Genomic DNA, 22,081 nt, shown 5'->3' on the forward strand with positions numbered 1-22,081 from the left:
GTAAATCATATAAATTTGCGCCCTTGTTCTTTTGGAGAGGTGGCTGAGTGGCTGAAAGCGGCACCCTGCTAAGGTGTTATACCGGTAACGGTATCGGGGGTTCGAATCCCCCTCTCTCCGCAGTATTGAAATTAATTTGGCTGTCTTGATTATTTGTTTAGATTTGCAGCCTTATTTCGGGGTGTAGCGTAGCCCGGTTATCGCGCCTCGTTTGGGACGAGGAGGTCGCAGGTTCGAATCCTGCCACCCCGACACACAATAATAACCGGAATAAAAAAAAGGGTTTGATAATTATCAAACCCTTTTTTATTTGTCATATTTATCCTCTTACTATTGTAAAATTAACTTTTCACTAGAGGTTCTATTATTTGTATTAATGAATAGGTTATAGATACCTTTGGGATATGTAGATAAATCCAAAATTATAGTATGATTTCCATTTGTATTTAACTTATAACTTAAAATTTTCTCACCAAGTAGATTAGTAACATTAATATCAATAATACCATTGGAAATAAATTCTAATGTAAAGCTATCATAAGACGGATTAGGGAATATACTTAGATTAAATTCTTCTTCCAATATAGAAGAAATATCTTGACATTGTTTTTCACACTCTTCTAAGCTAGAATATTCTCCTGTTCCATCGTTTAGAACCCCACAAACACCATTATCGCATCTCCAACTTTCATTTGTTGACGAACAGTTTTGCAAACAATCGTTGATAGTAGAGAATTCACCACTACCATCACTAGGGTCAATACAAACATTATTAACACAATTAAAACTAATCACTTCATCATCATCGCAAATGCCGTCATTATCAAAATCGTTATCAATAATAACGCCATCTTCACAGCTTTCACAAATACCATCTAAGTACACGCATGAAGAATCACTAATGGTTGCATAGTTAGAATAATTACAAGCTAAAGTATCTATACATCCATAAGCATCATCACAACTTACAGAGAGTTGCCAATTATAAAAGTAATAAAAATAACTTTGAGGGTTTGAGGTGGTATTGGCAGTAATACTGATATAATCCAAAATATTGATAGGAAAAATACTTGAATCCACATCATTGTTTCTATACAAGCCTTGATTATCCCCTATTACACCAATTTTGTAATCGTTACCAACTTCTATATCGTAATCTAGTGATAATGTATTCAATCCCTCATTTAGAAAAAAGTTTGCGCTAAAAATCTGTACATCGTTGACATCTAATATTTCAATCTCTACCACAAATGAAGTTTGGGCATATACATCAACAGAATTGATAGTTACATCTTCCATACAATCAAATACCATATCAATTTCATCATTGGTATGAAAACCGCCAACACCATAAGTTAGATTATCGACAGCACCGCCGTTGGCAACTAAGACATTAGCTGTAGAATCGTAATTTTCTGATAATGGATTAGTACAACCCAATTCTGGCATAATACAACTTCCATCGTCTTGACAAGCATCTGAATTAAAATTCAAAGCTGTGGGCTCAGTACAACCTCCTACGTAACAACAGTTAAAATCATCGAATAAAGCCCCTGAGTCGTAATTTAAAGCCGTAGTATCAGTACAACCACAATCATCACCAAGTTTAAATTTAATCAAATCATTAAAGTAAATCTGATTAATCCTATCATAACCTGAAGTGAAATATAAATCGCAATTAATTACAAAACAACCCGGTGCCCAACGTGCATTACCAGGGTGAGATTCTAATTGCACCCAACTATCTGTTTGTGGCGTATATTCCCACAGTTCACCACTATCCAAAGGGCCATGATCATCACCATCACCACTTAGCACATAGCCCTTACCATTGTAAGAAAATTGCGTTCCCGCTACTCTACCCTCAGAAGGAAATTCATTTAATGTTATCCAACTATCCGTTGTAGCATCGTATTTATAAAAGTCATTATAAATATTTATGGCACCATTTATACTATTGCCATGCCCAAAGCCTACAAAAGGGATACCATCTATACCGAAATAAAAAGGATGATGTCTAACTCCAAATTCAAAATCGGCTTTTTGCGACCAACTGTCAGAAGGGATATCGTACTCCCACCAATCGTCTAAATTTGCAGTATTACTTCCTAGACCTACATAAACTTTATCATTTACTAGTATTAGTGCTGGGTGACTTCTTCCTGCAGAAGGAAAATTAGCCAATTGTGTCCATTGATTATTGGGAATATCATAAGCCCACCAATCAGTAGGATAATCGGAATTGAATTTACCAAAACCGACATAAGCAGTCGTATTGTTGGAAACGCCATAAGCGTAACCTCGAGGACCACCAGGAAAATCATCGATTTGCTCCCAACTTTCTGTTTGAGCATCAAATCTATAGGCATCTTCTAAGTATTCTCCTAAAGCATTTTGCCCTGCCATAACGAAACCGTAACGGTCGTTTGAAAAAGTAATGGGATGATGACGGCTATCAGCATTATACGATGGACTTGACTGCCAATTTTGGGCTAAAGTAACAGACGAAAATACCATCATTAAGATAAGAAAAATAAGATGAAAAAACTTGATATTCACTTGAATTAGGGTTAGTTAGTAATGAGGTACAAAAATACTGATTTTTGAACTGACAAAGTGGTATCATACTAAATCGCAATTGTCATCTAACTTATTTACTACTAACTGTATGCTATCTATTCAAAAATATTTACATTTGCGCTCACATTTTTACTGGTCGCGTAGCTCAGCTGGATAGAGCATCTGCCTTCTAAGCAGACGGTCACAGGTTCGAATCCTGTCGCGATCACAGATAAGCTCAGCAAGACATTGTTGAGCTTTTTTTGTATAAAATGCTTTAATAGAAAATTGTAAGAAATTCTCTTCTTAAATAAATATGAATCTAAAAAAAGTATTTACCTACCCTTTTTGAGTGGGAATTTCATGCGATAATCGACCTTTACATTACCTTTAGAAATATCGTTTAGTTTACGTTTCAAAAGGCGTTTCTTTATGGCACTTAGGTAATCTGTAAAAAGCACGCCTTCAATATGGTCGTATTCGTGTTGTATGATTCTGGCTTTAGTGCCATCATATTCTTCCTCTATGGTATTGAAATCTTGGTCTTGATAACGGATACGAACTTTAGAAAGACGTGATACATCTTCTCTAATACTTGGAATGGACAAACAACCTTCGTTGAAATTCCATTCTTCGCCACTTTCTTCTACTATTTGTGGGTTGATGAATACCTTGCGAAAGCCTTCCATATCAGCATCTTCATCGGCAAAAGGGCTACCATCAACAATAAACAGACGGATACTCCTACCAATTTGAGGTGCTGCTAAACCTACTCCACTAGCTTCATACATAGTCTCGAACATATCCTCAATCAACTGTTCTAGGTTAGGATAATCGCTAGAAATAACTTCAGCTTTCTGTTTTAAAACCTTTGTTCCGTATGCTACAATAGGTATAATCATCTATAATAGCTCTTGAATAAGTTGTTCTATACTAATGCCTTCGGCATCAGCTTGATATGTTTTAACTAATCGGTGTCTCAGAATAGGTTCAGCTACGGCTTTGACATCTTCTATATCTGGTGAATACTTACCATTAATAGCCGCATGACATTTAGCACCTACCACTAAGAACTGAGAGGCTCTAGGCCCTGCTCCCCAAGCGATAAACTGATTAACTCTTTCTGTTGCCATTGGGGTGTTAGGACGTGTCTTTGCTACTAATTTAACGGCATATTCCATCACATTATCAGCAACAGGTATTTTGCGTATCAATTGCTGATAGCGTATAATTTGCTCGGCATCAAGTACTTTATCCAAAACCACAGTTTTGTCCGAAGTTGTACTTTTAATAACTTCCAGCTCCTCTTCATAGGATGGATAGTCTAAGACAACGTTAAACATAAAACGGTCTAATTGAGCCTCAGGCAATGGATAAGTTCCTTCTTGTTCAATAGGGTTTTGCGTAGCTAAAACGAAGAAAGGTTTAGCTAGTTCATAACTAGTACCTGCCGCCGTTACGGCTTTTTCTTGCATAGCTTCCAATAAAGCTGCTTGAGTTTTGGGAGGTGTTCTATTTATCTCATCTGCCAAAACGATATTTGCAAATAATGGGCCTTTGTTAAAAACAAATTGTCTGCTATCATCTAAAATTTCAGAACCGACAATATCAGATGGCATTAGGTCGGGAGTAAACTGTATTCTATTGAACTTTAAGCCTAAAGACTGTGCAATAGTTTGAACCAATAATGTTTTGGCTAAACCAGGCACCCCTACTAGCAAACAATGACCTTGACTAAAAATAGATATAAGCACATTTTTTACAACTTCATCTTGCCCAACAATTACTTTGGCTATTTCTTTTCTAAATCTCTCGTAGGATTCTTTAAATCCATCCAATTCTTCTACTTCAGACATCTTACTATTACTTTTTCCAATTATCTTTCCACACACAGTCAAAATCTTCTTTGATGTCGGTGTAGGTTTCTTTCAATACATCTTTTTTCCATTGGTCCAAAACCGTGACTTTCATCTCTTGAAGTGCCACGCTTTGAATACGGTCATAATCCTCTTTTAGACTTGCTTTATGCTCTTCTATTATTCTATCAACATTTATGATACGACAACCTTTACGACCATCAAAACTAACAAAAACCGTTGGTTTAGAATATTCGCCTTCTTTAAGACCGTCTATTGTAGATGACACTGAAAATTCCAATTCTTCTAATACAAATGATGAAGAACCCGTTTGAGGATTTACAATTCTACCTCCGTTATTTTTAGACTCATCTTCTGAATATTTAATGGCTAATTGCTCAAATGACAAAGTATCTTTTGCCATAAATTGAATAATACTATCTAGCTTAGACTTAGCATTTTCTATAGCTTTGGGGCTTATCTTAGGTTTTATAAGGATATGGCGAACGTTAAATTCTTGTCCTCTTCTTTTTACCATTTGTATGAGGTGAAAGCCAAACTTAGTTTCTACCACATCAGATAATTCGCCTTCTTGCAAACGAAAAGCCACAGATTCGAATTTAGGAACTAACTTACCTTTTTTCACAAAACCTAAATCACCACCATCTTTAGCGGAGCCTGGGTCATCTGAATACAAAGAGGCTAAAAAAGAAAAGTCCTCGCCATTTTGAACACGTTGCTTGAACCCTTTTAATTTTTTGGTTATGCGTTCACGTTCTGATTCTTCAACAAGAGGGTAAACAACCAATTGAGATAAGTATATTTCTTCAGGGAATATTGGCAAACTATCTTTTGGAATTTTATTGTAAAATTTCAAAACGTCTTGTGGAGTAACCTTAAGATTTGAAGTAATTTTACTTTCCATACGCTGAGCTAAACGCTGTTCTCTAAAAATCGTTTGGAATTCTTCTCTTATCTGAGAAATAGACTTGTCAAAATATTCTTCTAACTTTTTCTCTGAACCTATCTGACTAATAAAATACTCTATACGTTGGTCAATAGCATCGTTTACTTCGTCATCTGTAACAACTAAGCTATCTACTTCTGCATGATGACTAAGTAGCTTTTGAAACATCAGTTCTTCCATCACTTCACACCTAAGGTTGCTATTCGTCACATCAGATGCTCTAAGTTGTAGATACTGTTGCTCTACTTCAGATTTTAAAATGGCTTTATCGCCAATAACTGCTACAATCCCTTCAACCATTTCTTGTGCCATTAATGACAAAGTGAAAAATTGAAATGAAAGTATTAGAAAACTAATTTTTTTCATACTGAACATAATTTTTAGCAAGTGCATTTTGATATAAATCCATTTCTACATGTTTAAGAAAATCAATCTTTCTTTTATTAATAATGATAGAATGAATTTGGTTACTTACCATTTCCAATGGAGAAACGCTACCTTTTGATATATATTTTTTGACGTGAAGGAAATAATAATAATCGTCATCGGCAAATTCTATGTTTTTGCCTTTAAATAAGTTTCTAGATGTGTAACTATCTGGTAAAACTTTAAAGATGTCATCAACACTGAGCCAACTATCGTCTAGATAGTAATCGTCAGCAAATTGATAACAATAATCTTCTAAGGATAACTTACTTTCCTCATCTTCTTTTTTAAAGAGACGCTGAACCTTCCACAAGTAAGGGACTTCTTTTTTTAACTTGATATAATTAACTCTAACAACAGCATTGTTCAAGATGAAATTTTGTTTGTTCTTTTCGTAGTAAGACTGTATTTCATCATCATTAACTATGGTATCTAACTTTTGATTAAGTAATTCTTTCTGATATGAATAAATCAAAAGAGATTTTTCGTAACTCTCTACTTGCGCTTGTACGTCTTGTAGAACTAACGGAAGGTTAATTTTAGCTTTTTGAACAAGGAGTTGTTCCTTTGCCCATTTTTCACAAAGTGCCTGAACTAACTTTAGGCTATCTTCACCACTTAAGTCTGGAGAAATTAAATCTTGTATATCTGAAAAATACAATTTGTCACCATATACGGTAACAAGTAGCTTGTCAGTATCTTGCTTGAAGAAATTACAGGAAAAAAGCCCTAATACTAAAAATAATAATAAAGCTTTTTTCCTCATAATTTATACTTATTTATTAGTCTACTAATTTATAAAGAACATCTGTGTATACCTGAGCAGGATATTTTTGCTCTAACTCTAGTTTCCAAGCAGCCTCTAGGTAATTTTGATAATTAGTAATCACCTCACCCTTAGCTTCTTCAAATGTTTTTTGTTCTCCGTTTTTCAATTCTTTAACGTCAGCAAAAAATACTGAACCGTCAAGATTAGTCTCATTTTCAGTAAGACCATTGTACCAATGGTTATCAACTGCGGTACTTTTTCCTTTTTCAAAAGAACGAGATGAAATTTTAAGATTATTAGCTCTGTAACGGTTCATCAACTTTAATATACGAGCATCGCTAAGATAAAATTCTCCTTTACCAAAACCTAAATAACTCATTTCTTCAGAAGTTAATACACTAGAGTTATAACGGTTGTTTATCAAAGTCCTAACTCTACTAGCTGTTAGTTCATCGTTAGATGTGTAAACTGTTGTGAGAGCTCTTTCGTCCCATCGGTAATTTTCTTTGGTAAGGTTATAATAGTTCAATAGACCTAATGTATCGTCAATAGCTCTTGACCATACTTTTTGATCCATCAAATCGAACAACATAATACCATCGTGATATTCCTTCATTAGGGCTTTAAACTCAGGGTGTTTTTCTTCTAGTTTAGAGTCTTCGTAATCTAAACATGTCTTATTTACCCAGTCTTCATATCTTTCTTTTACAACAGGGCAACTGTTTGCAGAGTCAACCTTAATTTTATTAACTGCCAAATAATCAGCGAAATCGTCTTGTGTGTAGGCAATACCATCTAATGTAAACATTGTTTTTCCTTCAGTGGTATATGATGCTCTATCCCAAGTTTTGTAATTAATTTTACAAAAAGGGTCAATGTTGTTTGAGTAATTATCGAAATCAAAAGTTAACTGGTTTAAACGAGAAATATAAAAATCTTGATGTCTAGAACGACTTTTTCCTTCTGAAAAATTGTACTCGTCTTTAATTCTAGCTATCAGTGCCTCTTCACCTCTATTGCTTCTAGCATCTCTCTTGATTTTATTTTTGATATCAGCCTCAGCATCTTCAAATGATGGTATACCTCTTCTGTCCAATAACTTAATTACGTGCCAACCATACATAGTTTGAATAGGCTTAGAAATATCTCCAGGAGATGATAGGTTGAAGGCTGTATTTTCGAACTCTGGCACCATTTGACCTGCTCCAAACCAAGGTAATTCACCCCCGTTTTTAGCAGAGCCTTTGTCATCTGAAAATTTAGTCATTTCTTCAAATGTTGCTCCATCTTTCAAAGACTGCATTAACTGCTGAATTTTTTCTTGGTTGGCAGTTTTTTCTTGTGAAGTAGCATCGTCTCTTTCTTCAATCATAATATGAGCTACTTTTACCTCTCCTCTATTTGCTCGTTTGTCAACAGATTTAAGGATATGATAACCAAATTGTGTTCTAAAAATATCAGACACCTTACCAACGGGAGTATTATAGGCTGCAGATTCGAAAGGGTAAACCATTCTAAAAGCAGAAAAATAACCTAAATCACCATAATTGGTTTTTGCTGAAGGGTCATTAGAGTATTGCTGAGCTAATTGACCAAAGTCTTCTCCTTTAAGAGCTCTATTTCTAAGTCCTTTAATGGTGTTATATGCTTCCAAAGTATCTTGTGGAGTAGCATTTTCTGGAATTGTAATTAAAATATGACTAGCACGAACTTCATACTTCATTCTGTCATATGCTTCAGCTACTAACTCATCTTCAGCAGCTTGGTCTGTTAAATATGGACGAGCAAGTTGCTTTCTATATCCTGCTAACTCTCTTTTGAATGCTACTGAAGTATCCATTTGATTTTCTTGAGCATACAAGACTTTTCTTTTAAAATCAATAAAAAGATTAGTGTAGTCATCAAGGTATTCTTTTGTGACATTTTCTTCATTATTGTTTTTGTTGAAAATAGATTCAAATTCTTCAAGTTGAACCTTTTCTGGGCCTACCTGCATCACCATAGATGGGTCATCAGAAGGAGCTGACGGTTTAACAGTAATGTTTCCGTCTGCCATTGCCAGACTGGTAGTCAAAACAAGGGCAAGTAAATTTAAAAATTTGTTCATTTTTTTTAAGATTAGTTATTAAATAAGTTTATCGACTATAATTAGGTGCTTCTTTTGTTATACTTACATCATGAGGGTGACTTTCTGCCATTCCTGCAGATGTTATTCTAATAAATTTGGCTTCGGAAAGTTCAGAAATATTATGTGCACCACAATATCCCATTCCTGCTCTTAGCCCACCAATCATTTGATGAATTACCTCATCCAAATTTCCTTTGAAGGCTACTCTACCAACAATGCCTTCGGGAACTAATTTTTTAGCATTGTCTTCATTAGCCTGAAAGTATCGGTCTTTAGAACCTGCTTGCATGGCTTCTACAGAGCCCATACCTCTATAAGTTTTAAATTTTCTTCCTTCGAAAATGATAGTTTCACCGGGTGCTTCCTCAACACCTGCAAAAATAGAACCCAACATGACAGAACTAGCACCAGCCACAATTGCTTTTACTATGTCTCCCGAATAACGAACACCACCATCGGCAATGATAGGAATACCTCTATCTTTTAAAGCTTTAGATACACTTATTATGGCAGACAATTGTGGTAAACCGACACCAGCAACGACTCTTGTAGTACAAATAGAACCTGGCCCTATACCTACTTTAACAGCATCTACTCCAGCATCAGCTAAGGCAATAGCAGCTTGTTCTGTGGCTATGTTACCAGCTATAATATCTATTTCGAATTGGGATTTGAGTTTCTTAACGGTGTCAATTACACCTTTACTATGACCATGAGCAGTATCTACAATGATAGCATCTACTCCAGCATCCACTAAGGATTGAACACGTTCGCTAACATCAGCTGTTACACCAACGGCTGCTGCAACTCTCAAACGACCGTAGTGGTCTTTGCAAGAATTGGGACGTGTTTTATTTTTCATGATGTCTTTGTAGGTAATTAAGCCAACTAATTTACCATTTTCATCGACAACAGGCAACTTTTCGATTTTATTGGTCTGTAGAATATCTTCTGCATTTTCTAAATCAGTAAGTTGTGTAGTGATTAAATTATCTAGACTAGTCATAACTTGAGAAATTGGTCTAGATTGGTTTTTCTCAAAACGTAAGTCTCTATTAGTCACTATTCCTAACAAATCGCTATCAGCAGAAACAACAGGAATGCCACCAATTTTATTTTCTTTCATTATGTCGAGAGCATTACTGACCAAGGAGTCTTGAGGGAGTGTAATGGGGTCAAGAATCATACCACTTTCAGAACGCTTTACCTTACGGACTTCAGCCGATTGTTCAGCAATAGACATATTTTTGTGAAGAACACCTATTCCACCATCTTGAGCAATAGATATTGCCATTTTGGCTTCTGTAACAGTATCCATAGCGGCAGACACAATAGGAATGTTTAATTTTATGTTTCTGGAAAATTGCGTGGTCACATTGACTTGATGCGGTAAAATGTCAGAGTAATCTGGCACAAGTAAGACATCATCATAAGTTAATCCTTCGCCTATTATTTTCTGATTGTAATCCATACTCAAAAATTAGTGTGGCAAAGGTAGTAAAATCTTGATTATAAAGAAGAAAAAATAAATGAGATTATCTTAAGAGTATTATACTTCCATTCTCAATTAATTGTTCACCTTGAGCATAGTCAATCTGAATATTGTATATATATACACCATCAGGAGCAAGAGAATTATTTATAGTTCCATCCCAAGCTTCATCGATTGAATTTGTTTCAAAAATGGCTTTGCCATATCGGTCATATATCTTCAAATTAAAGTTTTGAATGGCACTTTCCCCATAAACAATCACTTGCCATTTATCATTTTTCATGTCCTGATTTCTTGGGGTAAATGCTTTGGGAATAAAAAATAATGGTGATTTAGAAATACAAACCTTATTGGAAAGCACAGTATCTTTTCTATTCAGAGAATTTAAGACGTTTTCTGTCGAGATAAGATACACACACACCTTACCAACATCGGACATAATAGGCACATCGTAAGTACTGTTGGGATAGGCATCTCTAAGATAGCTTTGTTCTCCATTGACTTCTTTCCATAATTCAAGATGAGAATTAGATAAAAAGTTATCGTATTTAGCACTTTCTACAGATATAGATTCCTTAGTTACAGATAAAGGGCTTAATTTCAGATTATAAGCATAAGACGTATCTGTTAATGTTAAATACTGAGGCAAATCATATTCTTTGCCACAAATATCTACTGGTTTCGCTTGATAATAATAGACGTTCCTTTCAGGTAATACCAAAGGATCTACGGCAATATACTCATCATTTACACGATTGGCTTTTCCTAAATAAAACTGAAAGCCATTTTCTAAGTTAGACTTGTAAATATTAACATGACTTAAATCATCTGAATCAGATAAAACACTAACCTCTAAACTATTTTTTCCTATTACACTAACTCTATTAATGTAACTGTATTGAGGTATATCAATATCGGTAGTTATGGTTTCTAAAAAATTAGATTTTGACAAATAACCCACAGGGCTTATTGTTTCTAACCACAAGGTGTATTTACTTGAATATTCGATAGGAAAACTAAAAGAAGTATCATCAGAACTTATAGCGATGGTTTGCTCTGGAAAAACCGTTCCAGACCTTATATCTTCTCTAATAGCTTTAAGTTGATAGCCGTCCATAGCGAACATATTCAGATAACTGTTCCAAAGTAACAATAAAGATGTATCACAGTTTTGATAATCGAATTTGAGAAAAACGGTAGAATGTGATTCACTTCGTACACTACTATTTCCCATAGCGTCAATAGCAACCACACTAAAGGTTTCTTTTTTTTGCTGAGGACTTGCGTTTGAGGTTAAATAAGTAGTATTAGCAATTCCCATTATCGTATCAAGAGGTATCCATAATCCTGAAATGTCTTCAAAATAAATGACGTAGCCTACTACGTTTGGCGTAGAATTAACCCAATTGATTTCGACTTGTTGTGTGCTATGATCAACACTGAGAAAAGTAATGATAGGAGCATCAGGGTCTTGTGCATTGGACACTAAAGTACTCAATATTGATAAGGTTAATAAAAAAAATTTAAGAATTCGCATTTCAGATTAACTAACGGATAAGTTCTACAACACCATTTTAGAAATTTTATTTTTTATCAGTTGAAATTCTTCTATTATTTCTTGAACAATTTCCCCAGCAGGTTTGATGGTATCCATAGTAGCTGATATTTGTCCCACTTCTAACTCACCTTCTTCCAAATCACCTAAAAACATACCTTTTTTAGCTCTGCCTCTACCCAATAACGCTCGAAGTTCTTCTTTTGTTGTTCCCTTATCGTAAGCCGAAACAATTTGATTGTAAAACTCATTTTTTAACAGCCTAACCGGAGTAATTTCTTTCAACATAAGCTGAGTATCGCCCTCTTTGGCATGAAGTATATAGTCCTTAAAATTTTGATGAGCCGATGATTCTGGAGAAGCAATAAAACGACTACCTATCTGTACGCCATCTGCTCCTAATGCCATAGCCGCCAACATAGACGCACCACTACCGATACCTCCAGCAGCGATTAATGGTATAGAAACGGCTTTTCTTATCAAAGGAATTAAACACATGGTGGTTGTTTCCTCTCTACCGTTGTGCCCACCAGCTTCAAAACCCTCAGCCACAATGGCATCAACACCGGCATCAACTGCTTTTTTAGCAAATTTGACATTACTTACAACGTGTACAACAGTTATGTTGTGTGCTTTCAAGTGAGAAGTCCACTTAGCTGGATTTCCTGCTGATGTGAAAACTATCTTTACCCCCTCTTCTATGATGATGGAAATATGGTCATCTATTTGTGGATAAAGCAAAGGTAAATTTACTGCAAAAGGCTTATCTGTATGTGCTTGGCATTTTTGGATATGCTCTTTCAAGACATCTGGATACATAGAACCTGAACCTATTATTCCTAGACCTCCAGCATTACTAACTGCCGAAGCTAATTCCCAACCACTACACCAAATCATACCCGCTTGAATAAGTGGATATTTTATACCAAATAATTGAGTAATAGTATTGTTCATTTTCTATCTTTGTTCTCGCAAAAAAATAATGCAGCGAAATTAGATAAATTTTACCAATGAAAAGAGATAACACTATTTTTAACCTTATAGAAGAAGAAAAAAACCGTCAAACTCACGGTATTGAGTTGATAGCCTCAGAAAATTTTGTTAGTGAACAAGTCATGGAAGCTATGGGTTCTGTACTAACCAACAAATACGCTGAAGGCTTTCCTAACAAACGATATTATGGTGGTTGTGAAGTTGTAGATAAAGTAGAGCAATTGGCCATTGATAGAGTAAAAGAACTCTTTGGTGTTGAGTATGCCAATGTGCAGCCTCACTCTGGCTCACAGGCCAACGCTGCCGTTTATTTAGCAGTATTAAAACCGGGTGACAAAATTTTAGGCTTTAACCTTGCTCACGGTGGGCATCTTACACACGGTTCGCCTGTAAACTTTTCAGGAAAGATTTACCAAACTAGCTTTTATTCTGTCAAAGAAGAAGACGGACTTATCGACTACGATGCGATGGAACAAACCGCTATGGAAGAAAAGCCACAACTCATTATCTGCGGTGCATCGGCATACTCTAGAGATATTGACTACGCTCGTTTTAGAGCTGTTGCCGACAAAGTTGGTGCTTTGTTGATGGCTGATATTTCTCACCCTTCAGGTCTTATTGCTGCTGGACATTTGAATAATCCTGCACCACATTGTCATATCTTAACCACTACAACTCACAAAACACTAAGAGGACCTAGAGGTGGACTTATAATGATGGGCAAAGACTTTGAAAATCCTTGGGGCTTAAAAACACCGAAAGGAAATATTCGTAAAATGTCTGCCTTACTCGATTCTGCTGTGTTTCCGGGCACACAAGGTGGGCCATTAGAACATGTTATTGGAGCAAAGGCTGTCGCTTTTGGCGAAGCCCTAGAATCTGATTTTAAGACTTACACAGCTCAAGTCATTAAGAATGCTGAAGTAATGGCTCAGTGCTTTATAGAAAAAGGCTATAAAGTTATTTCTGGAGGGACAGAAAACCATTGTATGTTGTTGGATTTACGCTCAAAAGGAATTTCAGGGAAAGATGCTGAAAATACGCTAGTATTAGCCGACATCACTGTAAACAAAAATATGGTTCCTTTCGATGATAAATCTCCTTTTGTAACTTCTGGTATGCGTGTAGGAACACCAGCTATTACCACTCGAGGAATTAAGGAAGACACTATTCCTCAAATTGTAGATTTGATAGATGAAGTATTGATGAATATTGACAATGAAGAAGTGATTGCTAATGTTCGCAAAAAAGTCAATGAGTTAATGGGACAATTTCCATTGTTTGCATACTAAATACTTTTATCAAAACACTACCAAAACTGGCTAGTGCCCCACAGTTTCACCAAGAGGCTAACTATAATTTGATACGCACTGCCCCAGCAGTAGTCCTATACAATGCACCAGTTGCTAAGCCTCCAGCCGTAGCAGCAGCTTCATCGGCATAGACTGGTAAATTTGAAAAATTGACATCTCTTGCAAAAATGGTACTGTCTGATTTTATGTTTCCAACAACATGAAGTTTCTCGCTTGGATTATCAGACCCAATACCAACATCTACAGAAAATCTAGCTTCCCTTGAATAAATAATACTATCAACTTTAAGATTGTCATCAATGTGCAGCAATTCACTAGGTAAATTTGTTCCAATACCCACTTTTCCATCAGATAATATAGTAAGTCTAGCGATAGTATCCGTAACAAACTGTAAAGGAGATTGTGCATTATGAGGGGGATTAGAAAAAGTTCCAAAATAAGCAGCATTCCGACGACCTTTATGAAATTCGGCGCCTGGTTCTCCAGTTATACCTATTCTGGCTTCAATCAAACCACCATCTTGCTGAAAAACTATTCGTGGGTTATGAGTTTCATCATCATTACCTTTATCAGCTGATAAGGTAAGAACAACATCATGATCATCAGATTCAATTTTATCAAAGTTTTCTAAGTTCAAGCAATCCCATTCACCTTCTTCCCTAGCAAAAAGACAATTGCTATCCGTATTGAATACCAACATACCATCTTTCCATCCACTTTGAGCATTGAGCTGGGCTATAGATAATCTTGGTAGGTAAAGAGCTTTTGTGGTTGATTCTAAATGAATGATAGAAAGAGGATCGGGGTTGTTTGTGCCATACCCTACTTGAGAATATAGATGAGAAGACCACATAAATAGAAATATCGAAGAATATAAGTTTTTCATAAAACAAATATATAATAATTTATCATATATGATAACCTATAAATTTTTTTTTATTATCATTATTGATAACCTAAGATAGTTCGATTTGAAATCACCAAAAGACAAAAATCATATACAATTGTATATAGGTAAAAGAATTAAAAGGATTCGTGAAGAAAAGGGAGTACCACAACAGGTATTAGCGGCACAATGCAATATGGAAAAGTCTAATTTGAGTCGCCTAGAATCTGGTCGTTCAAACCCTACTTATTATACCTTGTATAAAATATCATTTTATCTTAATATTCCACTTTCAAATCTTACAGAACTGAAAGAAAATAGGTAACTTGCAAATATGAATTTATTTGAAAAAAACATTAATATCAATCGCCAATCTTGGGAAGACAGAACCGCTGTTCATTTGAAGTCTAAATTTTATGATTTAGAAGCCTTTAAAAAGAACCCTATGTCCTTGAAGTCGTTTGAGTTGGAGGGGCTTGGTGAGGTAAAAGGAAAATCCTTATTGCATCTACAATGCCATTTCGGACAAGATAGTTTGTCCTGGGCAAGAAAAGGTGCCAAAGTAACTGCCGTAGATTTTTCACCTTCTGCTATAAAAGCAGCTAAAGCACTTTCTGAAGAATTGGATATAGAGGCTGAATTTATAGAATCTAACGTCTTAACACTAGACTTAAAACAAGAATTCGATGTGGTGTTTATGTCTTATGGTACATTAGGTTGGTTACCCGAGCTCAAACAATGGGGAGCAGTTGTTGCCAAACACCTTAAACAAGGCGGTACATTTTTTATTGCTGAGTTTCACCCTGTCTTGGATATATTAGATGAAAAAACACAATTTGGCTATTTTTTCGATGAAAATACACCCACTATTAAAGAAGTTGGTAGCTATACCGATGGCGGAGAAGATATGACTACCGAATATTGTTGGTGGAATCACTCACTATCAGAAATATTTGTTGCTTTAGAATCTAACGGTTTGAAGTTGCAATCCTTTGCTGAGTTTGATTATTCTCCTTATTACATTAAAGGTACTATCAAACGCCAAGAAGGTCAATATGTTTTAGAAAATAGAGCCAAGCAATCTTTGCCTTATGTGTTTACACTGAAAGCAACTAAGAAATAGGAAATTGCATTATTACTAATCTACAAAAAATACCGTCGCACTTATTCCGACTCTTTCTTCATATTTTGAATAAACACATTAGGGTTAATGATGGGCAACATAAATCCATCACGAAGCATTGTTGGGGCTAAGGATGAGCATAATAATGCTCGAGCGTGTGTATAGCTTAGTCCATACATTGTAGCTAAAATATGATCAGGCAAATTAATGATGCTTTCATGGTCAACAACGGTAATGTATTGATCAAAGTTGAATATAGCAAAGTGAGTTTCTGAAAGATGACTAAATATTAAAAAGTCACCATGTGTAACTTTAACCTTTATCTGAAAACGAATACTCTCCTTATTGTCAGATAATCTTATGTTAAAATCAAGATTAGATTTAAAATCTTCTTCAATTTTTTCAGTCCAAGCCGTTGTGCCAATGTTAGATACGTCAAAACTCACGGTTCTAACCGTTGATACTGTAAATCTAGCTTCTTTATTGTTCTTTTTCATGCTACTTCTAGTGAGGGATAAACTTTTACAGCATTTTCTTCTGGCGATAGGTTTGCAAACGAAATACTAAACGATTTTGAAGTATCATCTAAGTCATCTAAAAATACTGACTTATCCACCAGTTTAAAGTCTGGGTATAAGTTCAGCTTAAGAGCTAAGTTTACTAAAGTCTCCAAACGGAAATTACTTTCATCGTTAAGAATTTGAGATAAACGACCAGCACTAATACCCAAATACTCAGCCATTTGTTTTTTATTCATGCTATTAGACTCCATAAAGGATACAATATGATGGTAAAGCATACCATTCACACCTTCAATCCAATACTCTGGACCATCTAATAGTATTTTTTTAATTTCAGCTCTAGTCATAGTTTCTTAATTAAATCTCTACAATTAATTATATCTTGCTTTTGAGTGGCTTTATAGCCAAATTTCAAAACAATTATTTTTTTATTTCTACTCATTATATAAATCCGAATACCGTTTTTAGACTTTAACTCTAGTAAATTGCTAACTGATACTATAGACCTGATTTTTGGTGATCTAAAATTCGGATTATTTGCATAACACTCAAGCACACGAACCAAGGAGCGTAAATCCTTATGTAGGTTACTACCTAAACTACTTATCTCCTCCTCTATTCTGTTACGCCCATCAATGTGCAAATCAAAAATAGGTGTAATCGTTGCAACAACACAAAGAACGGATTTTTCTATGGCAAAGTTACTCAAAATTTAGCTATAACTAAAGTTTATTAATTAATATAGTTTTTAATACATAATTTAAACTCTTCAAAAAAATTATAAAAAAGGAATTGACTTATTATTGAAAAACGATTTTAGAAAATATTGTAGAGTTGTGAACAGTAAAACTGATAATGACAATAATTTGTTTCATGGTTTTAGGTTTTAATCTGTTTGTATTGTCGAATAACTATCGCACTTTTTGTCTCCGACTTTTTTTGGAAAGCTGACAGTCAGCTATAACTTGCTGACTGTCAGTACTTTTCAGAGTAGCGAGGGAGAGATTTGAACTCTCGGCCTCCGGGTTATGAATCCGACGCTCTAACCAACTGAGCTACCTCGCCATAGTTGGGTCGGCAAATATACTATTTTTGTCAACTCCTCAAATCACTTTTTTAATTTTTAAGAGCGACCCTCCTCATCTAACAATGAGGTGCTTCTTTTCAGGGTTCTAAGAATCAAACTGAGTACAATAGTAATAGCTAATATATACCAGCCCATTTTTGGAATAAGAATCTCATTTTCTTGAAAGAAATTTCTAATTAATTCAACAAATACAAAACCAATTACTGTGGCTAATACCCCCGAATATTCTCGTCTCATTACACTTATTATTGAAAATGGGATATGGCTTTTTTTAAATTGAGATAATTTAGGCACAAATGCTGGTAAATTACTCGCCCAATCTAGATAGTCTTGCCCAAATTTACGTTCTAAAAAACGTTCTTCAGCAAACATAATGCGTTCATAATAAAGATAATATAACAGACTTACTATAATTACGAAATACCAGTTGAAGGTAAAAAATACGATACCGATCCACATAAAATAATTGCCTAAATACAAAGGGTGGCGTACCACAGAATATATGCCAGTGCTATTAAGTACTTCAGCCACTTGTTCTTTAGTATTTCTACCAGAAGTACCTCTTGGAGTAGTGCCAATAGTATAAGCCCTAATGACAAAACCTATACTAGATAACACTATGGCTGCCAGGGTGAAATTATCTTCTACCTGCAAACACATGGAATCTGTGAAATAAATAAATGGAATAGCTAAAATAAAGAGGACAATTGGAAATTGCCCTCTATATTTAAATAAAAAATTACCTTGTTTTTCTATTTCGTTGATTAACGCCATTAATTAATAGACAATAGTTCTACTTCAAAAATAAGCGTTTCATTAGGTCCTATTGAACCTCCCGCACCTCTTTCACCATAGGCCAAATCGGATGGGATATACAATTTATACTTTGAGCCTACATTCATCAATTGTAAAGCCTCTACCCAACCTGGTATAACACCATTGACTGGAAAAGTAGCTGGCTGACCTCTTTCTACAGAACTATCAAAAACTGTACCGTCTATAAGAGTTCCGTGATAGTGAACTGTGACCTTATCGGTTTCAACAGGAGTTGCTCCTGTACCATTCGTTAATACTTCGTATTGTAATCCAGAAGCTGTAGTTGTTACACCATCTTTTTTACCGTTTTCATCTAAGAATGCTTGACCTGCAGAAATAGCCTCTTGACTTTTCTTTTGAGACAACTCAACAAAATATTCTTGAATCAGCATATTAGCATCTTCTTCATTTATTTTGACCTCATTACCTTCAAAAACGTCAGAAAAAGCAGAAGCAACAGCATGAGTTTCTATAGTCTCAAAACCACTGCTTTTTAAGTTGTTTGCCACACTAATTCCCAAGCTATAGCTCACCGAATCCATTTGTGTGTTTAATTCTACATTGTTATAAGAAGTTTGGTTACATGCAACAAATGTTACTGCAATACCAAGGATAAAAAGTTTGTTTTTCATTGTTTTTAGTTTTAGTTATTAATATAGTTAGTAATTATTCTTTTAAATGTTGTAATGGCTTCTTCGATAGTAGAAGCAGCACCTCCTGCGGCATTGATATGCCCTCCTCCGTTAAAGTGATCTCTAGCTAATTGATTGACAGAAATATCTCCTTTAGAACGAAACGATATCTTAATTATTCCATCACGTTCGACCATAAAGGCAGCGACATTAACACCTTCTATTGATAAGGCATAATTGACGACACCCTCAGTATCACCTTTCTTAAAATTAAATCGTTGTAATTCTTCTTGAGTTAAAGTTATGATTGCAACTCCTAAATCAGTCAATACCTCCATCTTTTCACTCAAGCAATACCCCAACAACTTCAATCTATCAACTGAATTATTATCGTGTATTTTATCATAAACCCAATCGTTTCTTGCGCCTTTTTCCATTAAAAAGCTAACGACTTGATGGGTTTTAGAACTCACCGAATTGAATCTAAAATTACCTGTATCAGTCATGATACCAGCGTATAAACATTCAGCGATATCTTGATCTATTTCATCTGTATCTTCTAGCAATTCAAAAAACTCAAAAATCAATTGAGCCGTAGAACAAGCTGATGTATCTGAAAAATTAAAATCAAAAGTATCGGGTTGCTGATGGTGGTCAATCAATACTTTTAATGCATTTGAACGTTCAACTATTGGTGCATAGGTGTCAATTCTGCTTAAAGTATTGAAGTCCAAACAGAAAATTAACTCTGCCGATTCAGTAATTTTTTTAGCTTTTTCTTCATGAAAACAATATTCTATAACATCTTCATCGCCTTTCATCCAATTTAAAAAACTAGGATAATCATTAGGAGTAATAACATGAACCGAATGACCTTTTTTAAGAAGGTAATTGTATAGTGCTAAAGAAGAGCCCATAGCATCACCATCTGGTCCTTTGTGAGTGGTAATAACAACCTTTCTTGGTTCCGACAAAAAGACTTTTAACTGATTTAATTCTGTTGCTTTCATAAAGTTTGCTAAAATAAGAATAAAACTGAGTGTAAATAGAAAAGGAATTTTATAAATTCGCGGCATAAAATTTAAAACTAAAAAATGGCAACAAATAGAACCTTTACAATGATTAAGCCCGAAGCTGTAGAAAATGGACACATCGGAGCTATTTTAGAACGAATTAATGCTGCTGGCTTTACTATTGTGGCAATGAAAAAAACAGCTCTTACTTCTGAAAAAGCAGGAGAATTTTATGCCGTTCATAAAGAACGCCCATTCTATGGAGAACTAGTTGACTACATGAGCTCTGGACCTATTGTAGCTGCTATTCTAGAAAAAGAAAATGCTGTTGCCGATTTTAGAACGCTTATTGGCGCGACTGATCCATCTGAAGCTGCTGAAGGTACTATTCGTAGTGAATTTGCAGAAAGCAAAGCTAAAAATGCTGTTCATGGCTCTGACTCTGATGAAAATGCTGCTATTGAAGGTGACTTCTTCTTTTCAGCAGAAGAAAGATTCTAACACAAAGATATATCTACTAAAAAGCTCTAATTTACATTAGGGCTTTTTTTATTTTAAAATGATATCGTTAATCACTTCTTTTCCAACTGCAGCATTTAAGTCTTTAACGATTTCGGACTTCTTATAAGAAAGCTCTTGCCTTAAAGTGGAAGAATTTAAACGAATATGTAATTTTTTATTTTGAATAAAGACTTCCTCGGTATATTTAGCCAAATTAGGTCCTAAAACCTTGTCCCATTGCGTCATTATTTTAACTTCATCGAGTTTACGCTCCCAACCACTTTGTTTTAAAAAATCTTGGATAACCTCTCCTAGAGATTGCTGATTACTCTTCCTTTTCAATAGCTCCGTTTTTTATGTGAAACAATTTGTAATCGGCATTAATCTTATTAAAGATTTGCTTGGAACGTTCAGGATGGGTATCCGTGACGAATATTTGACCAAAATGGTGTTGATCAACTAACTTCATAAGATGCTCTACCCTATTGTCATCTAACTTATCGAAAACATCGTCTAAAAGTAGCATCGGCTTGTAGCCCAATGCTTCTTGCATGAAATCAAATTGTGCTAGTTTGAGTGCAAGTAAATATGTTTTTTGTTGACCTTGAGAGCCAACTCGCTTTACAGGATAACCATTTAGGTAAAATATTAAATCATCTTTATGTACACCGACTGAAGTGAATTTAACTAATCTGTCTTTTTCTGAGTTTTGTTGACATAAATCAAGAAAATTCTTTTCGGATAGTTGAGAATCGTAATGTATAGTCACTTGCTCACTGGTGTTAGAAATAGCTTTGTAATAATTTAGAAAAATAGGAGCTAACTGATTTAAAAATAATTGCCTTTTCTCGAAAATGATATGAGCTAGTGGTGATAATTGTTCATCATACAATGACAAGTTAGATAGATTAGCGATATTTGAATCTGAAGATTTCAAAAGCGCATTTCTTTGCAAAATCAACTTATTGTAAGCTATTAATGTATTAAGGTATTCCTTATCAAATTGAGAAATAACACTATCCATGTATTTTCTTCTCACATCACTACCTGACAATAACAATTCGTTATCGGTTGGTGAAACCATTACAAGAGGAAATAATCCGATATGCTCAGCCAATTTATCGTATTTCTTTTTGTTGCGCTTAACTACTTTTTTTCCTTCAGTCTTAAAAGCACATTGTACTAATTCCGTTTTATTATCTTTTTCAAAAACCCCCTCGATAGTCATAAAAGCTTGGTCGTAAAGCACATTCATACTATCCTGTTTGATGAAGAAGCTTTTGGTAAAAGACAAATAATGAATAGCATCTAGTAAATTAGTCTTTCCAGAGCCATTATTACCCACAAAACAATTGATATTTGGGTTAAAATTTAAACGACTATCGGAATGATTTTTAAAATTTAAAACAGATAATTTCTCTAAATACATAGGTGTTCCAATTCT

General features: G+C 34.9%; 22 protein-coding genes and 4 tRNA genes. 7 read left to right on the forward strand and 19 right to left on the reverse strand.

Features of this window, described 5'->3' with window-relative positions:
• The first annotated feature begins 33 nt into the window (after positions 1-33).
• Both ISP71_00650 and ISP71_00655 read left to right on the forward strand, forming a co-directional pair.
• Positions 34-120, forward strand: a tRNA-Ser gene (locus ISP71_00650).
• 57 nt (positions 121-177) lie between these two features.
• A tRNA-Pro gene (locus ISP71_00655) sits at positions 178-252 on the forward strand.
• 78 nt (positions 253-330) lie between these two features.
• Here ISP71_00655 and ISP71_00660 read toward each other — a convergent pair.
• The gene (locus tag ISP71_00660; protein ID MBL6662588.1) at positions 331-2,520 is read right to left on the reverse strand and encodes a T9SS type A sorting domain-containing protein; all 2,190 of its coding nucleotides are present in this window, start codon (positions 2,518-2,520) and stop codon (positions 331-333) included.
• Between the two features lie 194 nt (positions 2,521-2,714).
• Between ISP71_00660 and ISP71_00665 the strand changes: the two genes are divergently transcribed.
• Positions 2,715-2,788 (forward strand) — tRNA-Arg (locus tag ISP71_00665).
• Between the two features lie 106 nt (positions 2,789-2,894).
• On the opposite strand, the gene ISP71_00670 is transcribed toward ISP71_00665, so the two are convergent.
• The 8 genes from ISP71_00670 to ISP71_00705 form a co-directional block, all read right to left on the reverse strand.
• Positions 2,895-3,461, reverse strand: a complete 567-nt coding sequence (locus ISP71_00670) for a peptide deformylase (protein ID MBL6662589.1) — start codon at positions 3,459-3,461, stop codon at positions 2,895-2,897.
• Positions 3,462-4,415 (reverse strand): MoxR family ATPase, encoded by a 954-nt coding sequence (locus ISP71_00675; protein ID MBL6662590.1) that lies wholly within the window; start codon positions 4,413-4,415, stop codon positions 3,462-3,464.
• 7 nt (positions 4,416-4,422) lie between these two features.
• On the reverse strand, positions 4,423-5,748 hold the full coding sequence (locus ISP71_00680; GenBank protein MBL6662591.1) for a peptidylprolyl isomerase: 1,326 nt from the start codon (positions 5,746-5,748) through the stop codon (positions 4,423-4,425).
• Positions 5,735-6,574: a hypothetical protein gene (locus ISP71_00685; protein MBL6662592.1), complete on the reverse strand. Its 840-nt coding sequence runs from the start codon at positions 6,572-6,574 to the stop codon at positions 5,735-5,737. Before ISP71_00685 ends, ISP71_00680 begins: the two co-directional genes overlap by 14 nt.
• A 16-nt stretch (positions 6,575-6,590) precedes the next feature.
• Positions 6,591-8,684 carry a peptidylprolyl isomerase gene (locus tag ISP71_00690; protein ID MBL6662593.1) on the reverse strand — a complete coding sequence of 698 codons (2,094 nt, stop codon included), beginning with the start codon at positions 8,682-8,684 and terminating at the stop codon, positions 6,591-6,593.
• 28 nt (positions 8,685-8,712) lie between these two features.
• Positions 8,713-10,176 carry an IMP dehydrogenase gene (guaB, locus tag ISP71_00695; protein MBL6662594.1) on the reverse strand — a complete coding sequence of 488 codons (1,464 nt, stop codon included), beginning with the start codon at positions 10,174-10,176 and terminating at the stop codon, positions 8,713-8,715.
• A 64-nt stretch (positions 10,177-10,240) separates the two neighbouring features.
• Positions 10,241-11,695 carry a gliding motility-associated C-terminal domain-containing protein gene (locus ISP71_00700; GenBank protein MBL6662595.1) on the reverse strand — a complete coding sequence of 485 codons (1,455 nt, stop codon included), beginning with the start codon at positions 11,693-11,695 and terminating at the stop codon, positions 10,241-10,243.
• Positions 11,696-11,758: 63 nt separating this feature from the next.
• Positions 11,759-12,706 (reverse strand): DUF561 domain-containing protein, encoded by a 948-nt coding sequence (locus ISP71_00705; protein ID MBL6662596.1) that lies wholly within the window; start codon positions 12,704-12,706, stop codon positions 11,759-11,761.
• A 56-nt stretch (positions 12,707-12,762) separates the two neighbouring features.
• Between ISP71_00705 and ISP71_00710 the strand changes: the two genes are divergently transcribed.
• Positions 12,763-14,037 (forward strand): serine hydroxymethyltransferase, encoded by a 1,275-nt coding sequence (locus ISP71_00710; protein MBL6662597.1) that lies wholly within the window; start codon positions 12,763-12,765, stop codon positions 14,035-14,037.
• A gap of 61 nt (positions 14,038-14,098) precedes the next feature.
• On the opposite strand, the gene ISP71_00715 is transcribed toward ISP71_00710, so the two are convergent.
• Positions 14,099-14,944 (reverse strand): hypothetical protein, encoded by an 846-nt coding sequence (locus tag ISP71_00715; protein ID MBL6662598.1) that lies wholly within the window; start codon positions 14,942-14,944, stop codon positions 14,099-14,101.
• An 85-nt stretch (positions 14,945-15,029) separates the two neighbouring features.
• Between ISP71_00715 and ISP71_00720 the strand changes: the two genes are divergently transcribed.
• Positions 15,030-15,269 (forward strand): helix-turn-helix transcriptional regulator, encoded by a 240-nt coding sequence (locus ISP71_00720; protein ID MBL6662599.1) that lies wholly within the window; start codon positions 15,030-15,032, stop codon positions 15,267-15,269.
• A 9-nt stretch (positions 15,270-15,278) separates the two neighbouring features.
• Positions 15,279-16,067, forward strand: coding sequence for a methyltransferase domain-containing protein (locus tag ISP71_00725; protein MBL6662600.1), 789 nt, complete (start codon positions 15,279-15,281; stop codon positions 16,065-16,067).
• 41 nt (positions 16,068-16,108) lie between these two features.
• On the opposite strand, the gene ISP71_00730 is transcribed toward ISP71_00725, so the two are convergent.
• The 7 genes from ISP71_00730 to ISP71_00760 form a co-directional block, all read right to left on the reverse strand.
• Positions 16,109-16,564: a hypothetical protein gene (locus ISP71_00730; protein MBL6662601.1), complete on the reverse strand. Its 456-nt coding sequence runs from the start codon at positions 16,562-16,564 to the stop codon at positions 16,109-16,111.
• On the reverse strand, positions 16,561-16,935 hold the full coding sequence (locus ISP71_00735; protein MBL6662602.1) for a helix-turn-helix transcriptional regulator: 375 nt from the start codon (positions 16,933-16,935) through the stop codon (positions 16,561-16,563). Before ISP71_00735 ends, ISP71_00730 begins: the two co-directional genes overlap by 4 nt.
• Complete coding sequence (locus tag ISP71_00740) at positions 16,932-17,297, reverse strand: hypothetical protein (GenBank protein MBL6662603.1); 366 nt, start codon at positions 17,295-17,297, stop codon at positions 16,932-16,934. The genes ISP71_00735 and ISP71_00740 overlap by 4 nt, the downstream gene beginning before the upstream one ends.
• Positions 17,298-17,579: 282 nt before the next feature.
• Positions 17,580-17,653 (reverse strand) — tRNA-Met (locus tag ISP71_00745).
• A gap of 58 nt (positions 17,654-17,711) precedes the next feature.
• Positions 17,712-18,449: a DUF1295 domain-containing protein gene (locus ISP71_00750; GenBank protein MBL6662604.1), complete on the reverse strand. Its 738-nt coding sequence runs from the start codon at positions 18,447-18,449 to the stop codon at positions 17,712-17,714.
• The gene (locus ISP71_00755; protein ID MBL6662605.1) at positions 18,449-19,033 is read right to left on the reverse strand and encodes an FKBP-type peptidyl-prolyl cis-trans isomerase; all 585 of its coding nucleotides are present in this window, start codon (positions 19,031-19,033) and stop codon (positions 18,449-18,451) included. Before ISP71_00755 ends, ISP71_00750 begins: the two co-directional genes overlap by 1 nt.
• 101 nt (positions 19,034-19,134) lie before the next feature.
• Positions 19,135-20,133, reverse strand: coding sequence for a bifunctional oligoribonuclease/PAP phosphatase NrnA (locus tag ISP71_00760; GenBank protein MBL6662606.1), 999 nt, complete (start codon positions 20,131-20,133; stop codon positions 19,135-19,137).
• 84 nt (positions 20,134-20,217) lie between these two features.
• Here ISP71_00760 and ISP71_00765 point away from each other — a divergent pair, with 84 nt between their 5' ends.
• A complete protein-coding gene (locus ISP71_00765) occupies positions 20,218-20,637 on the forward strand; it encodes a nucleoside-diphosphate kinase (protein ID MBL6662607.1) in 420 nt (139 codons plus the stop codon).
• 48 nt (positions 20,638-20,685) lie between these two features.
• Here ISP71_00765 and ISP71_00770 read toward each other — a convergent pair whose 3' ends face one another.
• Together ISP71_00770 and ISP71_00775 are read right to left on the reverse strand one after the other, a co-directional pair.
• Complete coding sequence (locus ISP71_00770) at positions 20,686-20,979, reverse strand: DUF721 domain-containing protein (GenBank protein ID MBL6662608.1); 294 nt, start codon at positions 20,977-20,979, stop codon at positions 20,686-20,688.
• Positions 20,963-22,066 carry a DNA replication/repair protein RecF gene (locus ISP71_00775; GenBank protein MBL6662609.1) on the reverse strand — a complete coding sequence of 368 codons (1,104 nt, stop codon included), beginning with the start codon at positions 22,064-22,066 and terminating at the stop codon, positions 20,963-20,965. Before ISP71_00775 ends, ISP71_00770 begins: the two co-directional genes overlap by 17 nt.
• Positions 22,067-22,081: the final 15 nt, after the last annotated feature.

The sequence above is a fragment of the Flavobacteriales bacterium genome (assembly GCA_016779995.1).
In the GTDB taxonomy this organism is placed as follows: domain Bacteria; phylum Bacteroidota; class Bacteroidia; order Flavobacteriales; family UBA7312; genus UBA8444.